This is a genomic window from Rhodococcus cercidiphylli (assembly GCF_033042225.1).
Lineage (GTDB): Bacteria > Actinomycetota > Actinomycetes > Mycobacteriales > Mycobacteriaceae > Rhodococcoides.
In genome coordinates, this window is sequence record NZ_JAWLKE010000005.1 from 109,780 (window position 1) to 124,353 (window position 14,574).

Here is a 14,574-nt window from a genome sequence, read left to right on the forward strand (position 1 = left end):
GGTCCAAGGCCAGGGGCATGCGGCTCGCGCTCGGTAAGCCCGGGCCCACCCGCCACAGTAGGGTTGATCCATGCTGCACGAAGCCTCCGACGACACGCCTGCCATCGCAGTATGGCCGGGATCCGCTTATCCGCTCGGCGCGACCTACGACGGAGCAGGAACAAATTTCGCACTGTTCTCCGAGGCCGCGGAGGCCGTGGATCTGTGCCTGATCGCCGCTGACGGAACCGAGACCCGCATCCGTTTCGAGGAGTCCGACGGCTACGTCTGGCACGCATATCTGCCCACGGTGGAACCGGGTCAGCGCTACGGCTACCGCGTGCACGGCCCGTGGGATCCAGCAGCCGGGCACCGCTGCGATCCGAGCAAACTGCTCGTCGATCCGTACGGCAAGGCGTTCGAGGGATCGTTCGACGGCGACCGATCGCTCTTCTCGTACAACATGGACGCGCCGGCTCCCGCACCCGAGGCCGCGGTACCGACCGACGACGAATCCGCGGATTCACTCGACTCCGAGGCACCGTTCGAGGACACCACCGATCTCTCCGATCCCGACGACGAGATCATCGAGGACGCTCCCCTCGCACACGACGACGCGCCGAACAACGACTTCCCCCAGCACGATTCGCTCGGACACACGATGACCACCGTCGTCATCAACCCCTTCTTCGACTGGCAGGCCGATCGCGCCCCCAAGCGCCCGTACCACGAGACGGTGATCTACGAGGCCCACGTCAAGGGCATGACGATCAACCATCCCGACATCCCCGAAGCCGAGCGCGGCACCTACGCGGGCCTGGCGCATCCGGTGATCATCGACCACCTCAACCACCTCGGTGTCACGGCCATCGAGCTCATGCCGGTGCACCAGTTCATGCAGGACCAGGTTCTGCTGGACAAGGGATTGCGAAACTACTGGGGCTACAACACTTTCGGCTTCCTGGCCCCGCACGCGGAGTACTCCTCACACAAGTCCCCCGGTGCCGCGGTCACCGAGTTCAAGGCCATGGTTCGTTCGTTCCACGCCGCAGGCATCGAAGTGATCCTCGACGTGGTCTACAACCACACCGCCGAGGGCAACCACATGGGCCCGACCATCAGCTTCCGCGGCATCGACAACGCCGCGTACTACCGGCTCGTCGACGGCGACCTCGAGCACTACATGGACTACACCGGTACCGGCAACAGCCTCAATGCGCGACACCCGCACACGCTGCAGCTCATCATGGACTCACTGCGCTACTGGGTCACCGAGATGCACGTGGACGGATTCCGATTCGATCTCGCGTCCACCCTGGCGCGCGAACTGCACGACGTCGATCGCCTGAGCGCGTTCTTCGATCTGGTGCAACAGGATCCGGTCGTCAGCCAGGTGAAGCTGATCGCCGAGCCCTGGGACGTGGGCGAAGGCGGCTACCAGGTCGGCAACTTCCCCGGCCTGTGGACGGAGTGGAACGGCAAGTACCGCGACACCGTGCGCGACTACTGGCGGGGTGAGCCGGCCACGCTGGGCGAGTTCGCGTCGAGGCTGACCGGATCCTCGGATCTGTACGAGGCCACCGGCCGTCGCCCCGGTGCCAGCATCAACTTCGTCATCGCGCACGACGGGTTCACGCTCAACGATCTGGTGTCGTACAACGACAAGCACAACGACGCCAACGGTGAGGACAACAACGACGGCGAGAGCCACAACCGCTCGTGGAACTGCGGCGTGGAAGGCCCGACGGACGATCCGGAGATCCTGGACCTGCGTGCCCGCCAGATCCGCAACATCATGGCGACGTTGCTGCTCAGCCAGGGCACGCCCATGATCGCCCACGGCGACGAGATGGCGCGTACTCAGCAGGGCAACAACAACGTCTACTGCCAGGACTCCGAACTCGCCTGGATGGACTGGTCGTTGGCCGAGAAGAACGCCGAACTGATCGAGTTCACCCGCAACGCCATCTCGCTGCGCGCCGAACATCCGGTGTTCCGGCGTCGACGGTTCTTCGAGGGCCGTCCCATTCGAACCGGCGAGCAGGCCCGAGACATCGCCTGGCTCACCCCGGCGGGCGAGGAGATGACCCCGGAGGACTGGGACAGCGGATTCGGCAAGTCGCTGACCGTGTTCCTCAACGGTGACGGAATCCCGGAACCGAACCAGCGCGGAGAGCGAGTCGTCGACGACTCGTTTCTGTTGTGCTTCAACGCACATCACGAGACCATCGAGTTCGTGACCCCGGACGGGAACTACGCCAAGGAATGGACGGTGGCGCTGAACACCGCGTCGCGAACCGGGACAAGTGAGAAATCGATCGAAGCGGGTACACCGGTGGAAGTCACCGCTCGTTCCCTGCTCGTTCTACGAAAGACTGCCTGACATATGCCGCTGCCCACCAGTACATACCGGTTACAACTGCGGGGCGATGCCTTCACCCTGGCCGACGCCTCCGACGTGGTCGACTACCTCCACGACCTCGGGGTCACCCACCTGTATCTGTCGCCCATCCTGACTGCGACCGAGGGCTCGACCCACGGCTACGACGTCACCGACACCGCCACGGTCTCGGCCGCACTGGGTGGCCGGGAAGCGTTGACGCAGTTGCATTCTCGTGCAGCAGAGCTGGGCATGGGGATCATCGTCGACATCGTCCCCAACCACGTCGGAGTGGAGGACCCGCGGCAGAACGCATGGTGGTGGGACGTGCTGCGACGCGGCCGTGACTCCGACTACGCGACGTACTTCGACATCGACTTCGGAGCCGACAACGGCGTCGACGGCAAGATCGCCATTCCGGTCCTCGGTAGCGCGAGCGACGTGGGCGAACTGACCGTCGACCGCTCCGAGGACCAGCCTCTGCTCGCGTTCTACGAGCACCGCTTCCCCATCGCCGACGGCACGGACAGCGGCGACGCGCAGGCCGTACACGATCGTCAGGCGTACCGACTGGTGAGCTGGTCCGACGGACTGATCGGGTACCGACGGTTCTTCTCGGTGAACGGTCTGGCAGGAATTCGGCAGGAAGACCTCGACGTCTTCACCGACTCCCACCGCCAGGTGGCCAGTTGGATCGACGACGGTCTGATCGACGGACTTCGCGTCGACCATCCCGATGGCCTGGCCGACCCGGCCGGCTACCTCACCGAACTACGCGGGCTCCTCGGCCCCGACCGGTGGCTGGTCATCGAGAAGATTCTGGCCGACGGCGAACCGCTGGACGAATCGCTCCCCGTCGACGGCACGACCGGATACGACGCGCTGGCCGCGGTCGGCGGAGTCTTCGTCGACCCCGAGGGCGTGCACGCGCTCACCGCACTGTCTCAGGTGCGCTCGGGCATCGCCTACGACAGCGAGACGCTGCACGAGACGGAACTCGACCTCAAGACCGGTGTCGCCCGCGGCGATCTGTCCCCTGAGGTGCGACGCCTCGCCCGGGCGGTCGTTCGCGAGTCCGGCACCACCGTCGAGCTCGAGTCCGTCATCGACGCGATCGTCGCCGTCGTCGCGGCCGTACCCGTGTACAGGACCGACTACGCACCGCTGGCCCGCGTACTGTCCGGCGTGATCGCGGACATCGGCGAGGAGCAGCCCGAATTGGCAGCCGGCCTCGGTGCGTTGACGACAGCTCTCATCGGCGGTGCCGAATCGCCGGTGCGATTCGATCAGGTGTGCGGTGCCGTCACCGCCAAGGGCGTCGAGGACTGCCTGTTCTACCGCGCCAACCGGCTCATCTCGTTGCAGGAGGTCGGCGGCGATCCCGGCCGATTCGGTTGCAGCACAGAGTTCTTCCATCTCACCAATGCGGACCGCGCGAAGCGATGGCCGGCGGCAATGACGACGCTGTCGACTCACGACACCAAGCGAGGCGAGGACGTGCGAGCGCGCATCGGCGTGCTGTCGCAGACTCCCGAGCTCTGGGCCCGATGCATCACGGACTGGGAGGAACTGACCCCGAGCCCCGACGGCACCACCGGAATGTTCCTGTGGCAGAACCTGTTCGGAGTCTGGCCGGCGGACGGAGTGGTCACGTCCTCGCTGCGTGAACGCGTCCACGCCTACGCGGAGAAGGCGATTCGCGAGGCCGCCCTTCGCACCACGTGGACCGATCCGGACGAGGAATTCGAGTCCGCGGTACACAGCTGGCTCGATGCGATCTTCGACGGTGCCGTCGCCCGTTCGATGTCGATGCTCGTCGAGAAGCTCGCTCCGCACGGTCATTCCGACGCTCTGGGTCAGAAACTACTGAACCTGGCCGGGCCCGGCATCCCCGATGTGTACCAGGGCACCGAGCTGTGGGAGGACTCGCTCGTCGACCCCGACAACCGCAGGCCCGTCGACTACTCGGTTCGTCGATCGATGCTCGCCGCGTCGAACCCCGCTGCGCTCTCGGTCGATACGGGTGCCGCCAAGCTCGCCGTCGTTCGCTCCGCCCTGCACGTGCGACGCGAGCGACCCGAGAGTTTCGTCGGCGGAACCTACGCACCCATCGTCGCGGACGGATCCGCAGCCGAGCACCTCGTCGGATTCGCACGTGGCCCGCTGCCCGGCAACGCCGACGTGGTGGCACTGGCCACCCGACTCTCCCTCGGCTTGGCCGAGCAGGGGTGGGGCGAGACGACCGTGACCCTGCCCGACGGTCGCTGGCGAGATCGGCTCACCGACGTCGAACACACCGGCACCGTGTCGGTGGCCGAGGTGTTCGCCTCGCTCCCGGTCGCACTTCTGGTGCGCGACAACGAAGGAACGGTGACACAGTGACCTCTCCCGCAGTGACGTCACCGGCAGTGACATCGGCAGCAGCGACTCGTCGGTTCCAGGTCTGGGCACCGACCCCCGAGACAGTCCGCCTCCAACTCGACGACACGGTGCATCCGATGCAGCGCTCCTCGAGCGGGTGGTGGCATGCGGACGTCTCGTGCAGCCCGACGAGTCGTTACGGCTTCCTGCTCGACGACGCAGACAAGGCGCTCCCGGATCCGCGGTCGCCGCGGCAGCCCGACGGAGTCCACGAGCTGTCCCAGGTCTTCGACGTCGATCCGACGCTGTGGACCGACGCGGCCTGGACCGGCCGGCAGCTGCCCGGCTCGTCGATCTACGAACTCCATATCGGCACGTTCACCGACGAGGGCACGTTCGATGCGGCCGTCACCAAGCTCGATCATCTTGTCGATCTCGGCGTGACGTTCATCGAGATCATGCCGGTGAACGGGTTCAACGGCGTGCACAACTGGGGCTACGACGGTGTTCTCTGGTACACCGTGCACGAGGCGTACGGCGGGCCGGAAGGCTTGCAGCGCTTGGTCGATGCGTGCCACGGCCACGGCATCGGCGTCGTTCTGGACGTGGTCTACAACCACCTCGGCCCGTCCGGCAACTACCTCGACCGCTTCGGCCCGTACATGACCGAGGGTGCCAACAGTTGGGGCCAGGCGATCAACTACGCCGAGGCCGACTCGGGCGAGGTGCGGCGCTACGCCCTCGACAACGCGCTGCGATGGTTCTCCGAGTTCCACATCGACGCGCTGCGACTCGACGCGGTGCACGCGATCGTCGACCACACTGCGATGCACCTCCTCGAACAGCTCTCGATCGAAACCCGAAGCCTCTCAGCTCATCTGGGCCGGCCACTGACCCTGATCGCCGAGAGCGATCTCAACGATCCGATGCTGATCACTGCTCGGTCGGGTGGCGGTTACGGACTCGACGCCCAGTGGGACGACGACATCCACCACGCGATCCACGCAGCCGTCTCCGGTGAGCGGCAGGGTTACTACGGCGATTTCGGTTCACTGCAGGGGCTTGCGAACACGCTGCGGCAGGGCTTCTTTCACGCCGGAACGTACTCGAGTTTCCGCGGTCGCGTCCACGGTCGCCCACTGGACACCCGGCGTATCCCGGCCAGTTCCCTGGTGACCTACACGACCACACACGATCAGGTGGGCAACCGCGCGATCGGCGACCGACCTGGGTTCTACCTCTCCCCCGGCCAGCTCGCGATCAAGGCCGCCCTGGTGCTGACCTCCCCCTACACTCCGATGCTGTTCATGGGCGAGGAGTGGGGGGCGTCGACGCCGTTCCAGTTCTTCACCTCGCACCCCGAGCCCGAGCTGGGCAAGGCCACCGCAGAGGGGCGCAAGGCGGAGTTCGCCGAGCACGGTTGGGACAAGAGCGATATCCCCGATCCGCAGGATCCCGAGACGTTCACGCGGTCCAAGCTGAACTGGTCGGAGCTGGGCGACGGCGATCATGGGCGACTGTTGGCCGTCTACCGGGATCTGTTGCGGCTGCGTCGTGACCGGACCGAACTGACCGATCCGTGGCTCGACCACGTGAAGGTGGAGTACGACGAGGACGCGCAGTGGATCGTCGTTCGCCGAGGCCGCATCAGCGTGGTGTGCAACCTGTCCGAATCCGCGGTGACGGTACCGGTCGGCGGCTCAGCACTGATCGAGTGGGAGCCGACGACCTCGGACGAGACCGGCTCTGCCACCACGGTTCCCGGTCACTCCGTCGTCGTGCTGGAGTCCTGACGCTTACGTAGATTGACCAGGACGAACACGGCGGTGATCGCCAGCACCACCGCGGTGGCGACGGCCGCGACATGCATGCCCGACACGAACGCAGCATGCGCGGAATCGAGCAGAACCGTCGCCACCGAGTCCGGCAACTCACGAGCCACCGCATCCGCGCCGCCGAGTGTCTCCCCTGCCCTGGCTCCGAGTTCCGGGGTCAACTGGGTGACGTCGATTCCGCGGCGGAAGATGGCCATGACCACGGTGCCGAGTACGGCGACACCCAACGCGATACCCAACTCGTATGCGGTCTCCGACACCGCCGAGGCCGCTCCCGCTCGTTCGGGTTCGACGGAGCTGACGACCAACTCGGAGGTCAGCGTGAGCGCCACACCGACCCCGGCTCCCACCAGGACGAATCCGGCGATGAACAACGCCGGTCCGCTGTCGGTCGCGAGTCCGACCAGGATGCCTGCGCCCGCGGCGGCGACGATCATCGAACACCCAGAACCGTTCCCGCGCTGAAGTATCGAACCAGGACCGCGACCAGCAGTGAGGTGACGATACTGGCGGCGGTGCCGGGCAGCAGCAACAGTCCGGCTTCGAGTGGGCTGTTGCCGAGCACGAGCTGCAGGTACTGCGAGCCGAAGAACAAGACCCCGGCGAGGGCGAACACCGACAGGAAGTTCGTGGCCACGCCCGTCGAGAACGCCCGGTTGGCGAACAGTCGTAGGTCGATCATCGGGGCGGCAAGAGTCCGCTGCCGACGGACGAACACGTACCCGGCGATGACGCCGACCACCGCGGAGAGCAGGTAGACCACGTCGAATCCGTGTGCCGCAGTCTCTTTCACCGCGAACACCACGGGGACGATGGCAAGCATCGACAGTGCCGAGCTAGTCAGGTCGAAGCGCCCCGGGTTCGGATCCTTGGACTCGGGGATGACCAGGGGCCCGAGCGCGATCAGCACGATCATCACGGGGATGTTGATGAGGAACACCGATCCCCACCAGTAATGCTCGAGCAGCCAGCCGCCCACGAGCGGGCCTGCGGCGGCACCGCCGCCTGCCATCGCGCCCCACACGCCGATCGCGGCGACGCGTTGACGCGGGTTCAGGAAGATGGTCCTGATCAGGCCGAGAGTCGCGGGCATCAGAGTTGCGCCGGAGATGCCCTGCAGCACCCGGGCGGCGATGAGCATCTCGGCGCTGGTCGACACCGCGGCGACGAGCGAGGCGAGACCGAAGCCCGCTGCTCCGATCAGCAGCAGTCGACGACGACCGATTCGATCGCCGAGCGTGCCCATGGTGATGAGCAGGCCGGCCAGGACGAACGAGTAGACGTCGATGATCCACAGCAGCTGGTTGCTGGTGGGTGCCAGATCCGCGCTGACGAACGGCAGGGCCAGATCGAGGACGGTGCCGTCCACAGCGATGAGCAGCACCGCGAAAGCAAGCACCACCAACCCGAGCCAATCTCGGGGGCCGGCCCGATGCTCGGACGCTCCGTCGACCTCGTGCACCGAACCGGTGCGCACGTCACTCACCACGATCTCCTACGTTCTGCGCTCGGCGACCGTATAGGCCGGACGAAGCGACGACACGTACCGACCGTCCAGCCGGTACAGTGATCGAGAGTACCGCGAACCGTCCAGCCGGTAAAGTGACTTTCATGTCATCGGACACCCGCGACCGAATACTCGACGCACTCGAATCGATGCTGATCGAACACGGCATGACCAAGGTGACCCTCGACAGCGTCGCCGCCGCCGCAGGCGTCTCCAAGGGCGGCCTGCTCTATCACTTCAAGACCAAGGACGCGCTGATTGCCGCCATGGTGCGACGACTCGGTGCCCAGGCCGACAAGCAACGCGCCGACGCCACAGCAGGGGGCACCTCGGTGTCCGAGTGGTATCTGCAACCACCCGACTCCATCTCCGAGAAGGAGATCGCACTGTATCGATCGACCCTGGCCGCGTTGCGTAGCGTCGACGGTAATTCCGGCGAGGTGCAGGACGCCGTCACGGAGATGATGCGATTGTGGGACGAGGGGCTACGCGCCGAAATCGACGATCCCGTTCAGGCCGAGATCATCCGACTCGTCGGCGACGGCATCTACCTTGGAGCCCTCCTCGATCTGCCGGGCGTGGACCCCGAACTGCACCGACAGGTGGTCGATCGCCTCCTCGGCCGGTAACTCCGCAGGTAGGTCCGGTGGGCCGGCTCAGGTCAGGTAGCGATACACCGGAGAGCCCGGCTCCAGCTGCTCGACGTGCAGGTGCGAATTCCGCATACGTTCGAGCAGCGGGCTCAATCCGGCCGCCGACCCGAGTTCGACGCCCACCAGAGCCGCACCGGTCTCACGGTTGTTGCGCTTGACGTACTCGAACAACGTGATGTCGTCCTCGGGGCCGAGCACCTCGTCGAGGAATCTGCGCAGCGCCCCGGGTTCCTGCGGGAAATCGACCAGGAAGTAGTGCTTGAGCCCCAGGTGGACCAGAGAGCGCTCGAGGATTTCGCCGTAACGGGAGACGTCGTTGTTACCACCCGAGACGAGGCACACGACGGTACTGCCAGGGGCGATGTCGAGGTGCTCGAGCGCAGCCACCGCGAGTGCGCCCGCGGGCTCGGCGATGACGCCCTCGTTCTGGTAGAGCGCCAGCATCGCCGTGCAGATCGCGCCCTCGTCGATCTGCGTGATCAGGAACGCGCCCGGGCCCGCACTGTCGAACACCGGCGCAGTGAGCAGCGGCAGCGAGGCATGCGAGACCACACTCGCTCCCAGCGACCGCAACGCGGCGTACGGCACGTCTCCGATGCGGCGGACGGCAGCTCCGTCGACGAACGGATCGATGTCGGCGAGTGTCACCGGACCACCGGCGATCAGTGCGGCGGTCATCGACGCGGCTCCGGACGGCTCGACGCCGACCAGTGAGGTCTGCGGTGCTCGCTCGCGCAGGTAGCTCGAGATGCCCGCGATGCATCCGCCGCCGCCGACCGGCATCACGACGACATCCGGCGCGCCGCCGAGCTGGTCGACGATCTCGGCGGCGATAGTGCCCTGGCCGGCCACGGTTCGGGGGTCGTCGAACGGCGGCACCATCGTGGCACCGGTACGAGCGACATCCTCGGCAGCGGCGGCAGCTGCCGCGTCGAACGTGTCGCCGATGACGATGAGATCGACGAATTCCCCTCCGTGCACCCGGATGCGGTCACGCTTCTGCTTCGGGGTGTTGGCCGGGACGTAGATCCTCCCCCGCACCTGCATCGTGCGGCATGCGAATGCGACGCCCTGCGCATGGTTCCCGGCGCTCGCCGTCACCACGCCCACGGCGAGCTCGGCGTCCGTCAGCTGATCCATCAGGTTGTATGCGCCGCGAATCTTGTACGACCGCACGATCTGCAGGTCCTCGCGCTTGAGGTAGACCTTCGCGCCCGTCTCCGCGGACAGCCGCTCGCACAGCTGCAGGGGTGTCGCGGCCACCACCGAAGAAATTCGCACCGCAGCGGCATCGATGTCGGCAGCGGTGACGGCTACCGACGATGAGTGCTGGGAGGCGAGTTCAGGGGATGAAGACACCAGGACATGCTGCCACCAGCGTGGAACGGTTGCCCATCCGGGACCGTTCCACGACCAGTGCAGGCACGCCTCAGGCGCGCGAGAGAACCAGAACCGGTATCTCGCGGTCGGTCTTCTTCTGGTAGTCGGCGTAGTCGGGGTACGCGGCAACCGAGCGTTCCCACCACACGGCCTTCTCGTCGCCGGTCACTTCACGTGCGATGTAGTCGTGCTTCTCGGGACCGTCCTGCAGCTCGACCAATGGCTCGGCCTTGACGTTGTGGTACCAGACGGGGTGTTTCGGCGCGCCGCCGAGGGAGGCGACGATGGCGTACTCGCCGTCGTGTTCGACCCTCATCAACGGCGACTTGCGGAGCTTGCCGCTCTTGTTGCCCTTCGTGGTCAGCAGCACGACCGGCATGCCGTTCATCATCGTGCCTTCGGTTCCGCCGGAGTTCTCGTACAGCTCGGCCTGCTCGCGGGCCCAGTCGGATGAACTCGGTTCGTATTCTCCTGTCAATGGCATGGCTTTCAGTCAACACCCACCGACGTGGCGACGCCAGGAGATCGCCAACAATGCCAGGCCGAAGCACAAGTTCGGTGGACCGAATCTTTTGTTGGGTATAGTCTGAACTTCCCGCAGCGGAGACCCGAATCTGCCGGTGGCACCAGAGGAGAACGCGATGACCTACACGAGCACCCAGGTGAGCCGTCGACCCGCTCCTACCCTGCGCACCGCGGACGTGGCAGGCATCGCATGGCCGGTCTACAAGCTCGAAGCCCTCGCACTCGGATTTCTCGTGTTCGCCGCGACCCTCGTCATCGCCGGCTCCCTGCAGGCAGCCGTGCTGGCCGGCGCAGCGGTCGCCGTAGTCGCCTGGTGGACGCTGCGGGTGACCGAGCTGGGTTCGACCGCGCCGGCGTCAGCCCGTCAAGCAGCCCGGCCCCAGTAGCGCCTTCAGGTCTCCCATCAACGCCGAGGTCGGCGTCACCCTCAGGCTGTCGTCCAGCTTCATCGTGGTGATCTTGTCGCCGCTGACCAGCCGCAGATGGACGTCCGAGGTCCCTGGGTGACTGATCAACACCCGCTTGAGCGCGCCGACCTTGTCGGCGGTGCACAGTCGCGTCGGTAGACTCACCGCGAGCGGCTTGTCGATACCGATGGCCGAAAGATCGGGCACCGCAAGGTCGTTCGCGATCAAGGAAACTCGGTCGTCACGCACCGAAACCCGACCCTTGACCAGCACTACCGAGTCCTCGGTGACATCGGCACCGAACACCGAGTACGCCTGCGGGAAGAACAGCACCTCGATACCACCGGCCAGGTCCTCGAGCTGAGCCGACGCCCACGTCAGACCGTTCTTGTTGATCCGACGATTCACCGAGGCCAGAATGCCGCCGACGGTGACCTGGGTGCCGTCCTTGATGTCACCCTCGAGGATGGTCGGGATGTTGCAGTCGGACTTCGCCGCCAACATGTGCTCGACGCCCAGGAGCGGGTGGCCCGAGACGTAGAGACCGAGCATCTCGCGCTCGAGGGCGAGCCGATGCTTGGATTCCCACTCCTCGTCCGGCACCCGGACGTTGAACACCGCAGAGATGGACTCGTCGGCATCCTCGCCGCCGAACAGGTCGAACTGGCCGATCGCCTCGGCCTTCTTGGTACCCATCACCGCGTCGATCGCATCGGCGTGAATGAGCATCAGACCTTTGCGCGGATGATCGAGCGAGTCGAAAGCACCTGCCTTGATGAGAGATTCGGTGACCTTCTTGCTGCACGCGACCGCGTCGATCTTGCCGAGGTAGTCGGAGAAGTCGGTGTACTTCGACTTCTCCGATCGCGCCCTGATAATCGACGCGACCACATTGGTACCGACGTTGCGGACAGCGCCGAGACCGAACCGGATGTCCTTGCCCACCGACGCGAAGTTGAGTTCGGACTCGTTGACGTCCGGCGGCAACACCGTGATCCCGAGCTTGCGGCAATCGGCCAGATAGATCGCAGCCTTGTCCTTGTCGTCGCCGACGCTGGTGAGCAGGCCGGCCATGTACTCGGCCGGGTAGTTGGCCTTCAGGTACGCCGTCCAGTACGACACCAGGCCGTAGCCCGCGGAGTGAGACTTGTTGAACGCGTAGCCCGCGAAGGGCAGCACGGTGTCCCACAGCGCCTTGATGGCCGCCTCGGAGAAGTCGTTGTCCAACATGCCCTGCCGGAACCCGGCGTACGCCTTCTCCAGCTCGGAGAGCTTCTTCTTACCCATGGCACGACGCAGCAGGTCGGCCTGGCCCAGGGTGTAGCCGGCCACCTTCTGCGCGAGCTGCATGATCTGCTCCTGGTAGACCACCAGGCCGTAGGTCTCGCCGAGAATCACCTTGAGCGGCTCTTCGAGCTCCGGGTGAATCGGCTTGACCTCTTGCCTACCGTTCTTGCGGTCGGCGTAATCGTTGTGCGAGTTCATGCCCATCGGACCGGGCCGGTACAGCGCCAGGACGGCGACGATGTCCTCGAAACCGGTGGGCTGCATTCGCCGGAGAAGATCGCGCATGGCACTGCCATCGAGCTGGAAGACGCCGAGAGTGTCTCCGCGAGAGAGCAAGTCGAAGGTCGCCGGGTCGTCGAGCGGGAGAGCGTCGAGGTCGATGTCGATGCCGCGGTTGGCCTTGATGTTGTCGATGGCGTCACCGATGACGGTGAGGTTTCGCAGGCCCAGGAAATCCATCTTGAGCAGGCCGATGGCCTCGCACGACGGGTAGTCCCAGCCGGTGATGATCGCGCCGTCCTGCGCGCGCTTCCACACCGGAATCGCGTCGGTCAGCGGCTCGGAGGACATGATGACCGCGCAGGCGTGCACGCCTGCGTTGCGAATCAGGCCCTCGAGTCCCTTGGCCGTCTTGTAGATGGTCGCGACGTCGGGATTCGAGTCGATGAGCGCTCGAACCTCGACGGCTTCCTTGTAGCGCTCGTGCGACGGATCGGTGATGCCCGCCACCGAGATGTCCTTGGCCATGATGGGCGGCGGCAGCGCCTTGGTGATCTGATCGGCGATCCCGAAACCGGGCTGGCCGAACTGCACTCGGGCCGAGTCCTTGATCGCGGCCTTGGTCTTGATGGTGCCGAACGTGATCACCTGGGCGACGCGATCGCTGCCCCACTTCTCGGTGGCGTAGCGGACCATCTCACCGCGGCGGCGATCATCGAAGTCGATATCGATATCGGGCATCGACACACGCTCGGGGTTGAGGAATCGCTCGAAGAGCAGACCGTGCGGCAATGGGTCGATGTTGGTGATGCCCATGGCGTAGGCGACCAACGATCCGGCGGCGGAACCTCGGCCCGGCCCGACGCGGATGCCGACGGCCTTGGCGTGGTTGATCAGGTCGCCGACCACGAGGAAGTAGGCCGGGAAGCCCATCTCGAGGATGACCTTGATCTCGTACTCGGCGCGTGCCAGGTAGTCCTCGGCCGGTCCGTCGGGGAACCGTCGCTCGAGTCCGGTCATGACCTCGTGGCGCAACCAGGTGCCCTGGGTGTGACCCTCGGGCACGGGGAAGATCGGCATGCGGTCGCGGTGCGCCCACACCTCGTCGTAGGGCTGTACTCGCTCGGCGATGAGCAGGGTGCTGTCGCACGCACCCGGCACCTGGTCGTCCCAGAGCTCGCGCATCTCGGCGGCGGACTTGAGGTAGTAGCCGTCACCGTCGAACTTGAACCTAGTGGGATCGCTGAGCGTCTTACCGGTCTGGATGCACAGCAGCGCCTCGTGGTTCTCGGCGGCATCCTTGGTGACGTAATGGCAGTCGTTGGTGGCCAACGGCGGGATCGAGAGCTTCTTGCCGATGTCGAGCAGGCCTTCGCGGACGCGTCGCTCGATGGACAGGCCGTGATCCATCAGTTCGAGGAAGAAGTTCTCCGGACCCCAGATCTCGCGCCACTTGGCAGCGGCCTCGAGCGCCTCACGATCCTGGCCGAGTCGCAACCGAGTCTGCACCTCACCCGACGGGCAGCCGGTGGTGGCGATGATGCCCTCGGCGTGCGAGGCGATGATCTCCTCGTCCATCCGGGCCCACTTGCCCAACTGACCCTCGATGGAAGCGAGCGAGGACAGCTTGAACAGGTTGCGGACTCCGGTGGCGTTCTCGGCAACCATCGTCATGTGCGTGTACGCACCGCTACCCGAGACGTCGTCGGACTTCTGGCTGCGGTCGCCCCACAGCACACGCTTCTTGTTGAACCGGGACTCGGGCGCGATGTAGGCCTCGATGCCTATGATCGGCTTGATGCCGGCCTTCTTGGCCTCGTTGTAGAACTCGCTGGCCCCGTACATGTTGCCGTGGTCGGTCATGCCGACTGCCGTCATCTCCAACCGTGCTGCCTCGGCGAACATCGCGCCGATCTTGGCGGCACCGTCGAGCATCGAATATTCGGTGTGGTTGTGCAGATGAACGAACGAATCGGCCACGAAGGTTCTCTCCTGAAGGTCGTGCGTCGGCGTGAATACGAGCCGCGAACGTACTCACTGT

At 65.5% G+C, this 14,574-nt stretch carries 8 protein-coding genes and 1 pseudogene; 5 read left to right on the top strand and 4 right to left on the bottom strand.

Annotation, left to right across the window (positions count from 1 at the left end):
- The first annotated feature begins 70 nt into the window (after positions 1-70).
- The 3 genes from glgX to treZ are packed head-to-tail and all read left to right on the top strand — an operon-like array spanning position 71 to position 6,513.
- The gene (gene glgX / locus R3P95_RS13745; protein ID WP_269593917.1) at positions 71-2,362 is read left to right on the top strand and encodes a glycogen debranching protein GlgX; all 2,292 of its coding nucleotides are present in this window, start codon (positions 71-73) and stop codon (positions 2,360-2,362) included.
- Between the two features lie 3 nt (positions 2,363-2,365).
- Complete coding sequence (gene treY, locus R3P95_RS13750) at positions 2,366-4,741, top strand: malto-oligosyltrehalose synthase (RefSeq protein WP_269593916.1); 2,376 nt, start codon at positions 2,366-2,368, stop codon at positions 4,739-4,741.
- A 26-nt stretch (positions 4,742-4,767) separates the two neighbouring features.
- Complete coding sequence (gene treZ, locus R3P95_RS13755) at positions 4,768-6,513, top strand: malto-oligosyltrehalose trehalohydrolase (protein WP_269593996.1); 1,746 nt, start codon at positions 4,768-4,770, stop codon at positions 6,511-6,513.
- Here treZ and R3P95_RS13760 read toward each other — a convergent pair.
- Positions 6,486-8,041, bottom strand: a pseudogene (locus R3P95_RS13760) (MFS transporter). The gene treZ and the pseudogene R3P95_RS13760 sit on opposite strands and share 28 nt — an antisense overlap.
- 125 nt (positions 8,042-8,166) lie before the next feature.
- Between R3P95_RS13760 and R3P95_RS13765 the strand changes: the two are divergent.
- Entirely contained in the window at positions 8,167-8,691 is a 525-nt protein-coding gene (locus tag R3P95_RS13765; RefSeq protein ID WP_269593915.1) for a TetR/AcrR family transcriptional regulator, read from the top strand.
- A gap of 27 nt (positions 8,692-8,718) precedes the next feature.
- On the opposite strand, the gene ilvA is transcribed toward R3P95_RS13765, so the two are convergent.
- Positions 8,719-10,074 carry a threonine ammonia-lyase IlvA gene (gene ilvA, locus R3P95_RS13770; RefSeq protein ID WP_269593914.1) on the bottom strand — a complete coding sequence of 452 codons (1,356 nt, stop codon included), beginning with the start codon at positions 10,072-10,074 and terminating at the stop codon, positions 8,719-8,721.
- Between the two features lie 70 nt (positions 10,075-10,144).
- The gene (locus R3P95_RS13775; protein ID WP_269593913.1) at positions 10,145-10,579 is read right to left on the bottom strand and encodes a nitroreductase family deazaflavin-dependent oxidoreductase; all 435 of its coding nucleotides are present in this window, start codon (positions 10,577-10,579) and stop codon (positions 10,145-10,147) included.
- A 157-nt stretch (positions 10,580-10,736) separates the two neighbouring features.
- On the opposite strand from R3P95_RS13775, the gene R3P95_RS13780 reads away from it, so the two are divergent.
- Positions 10,737-11,006, top strand: a complete 270-nt coding sequence (locus R3P95_RS13780) for a hypothetical protein (protein WP_269593912.1) — start codon at positions 10,737-10,739, stop codon at positions 11,004-11,006.
- On the opposite strand, the gene dnaE is transcribed toward R3P95_RS13780, so the two are convergent.
- Positions 10,977-14,513: a DNA polymerase III subunit alpha gene (dnaE, locus tag R3P95_RS13785; protein ID WP_269593911.1), complete on the bottom strand. Its 3,537-nt coding sequence runs from the start codon at positions 14,511-14,513 to the stop codon at positions 10,977-10,979. The genes R3P95_RS13780 and dnaE overlap by 30 nt on opposite strands.
- Between the last annotated feature and the right edge of the window lie 61 nt (positions 14,514-14,574).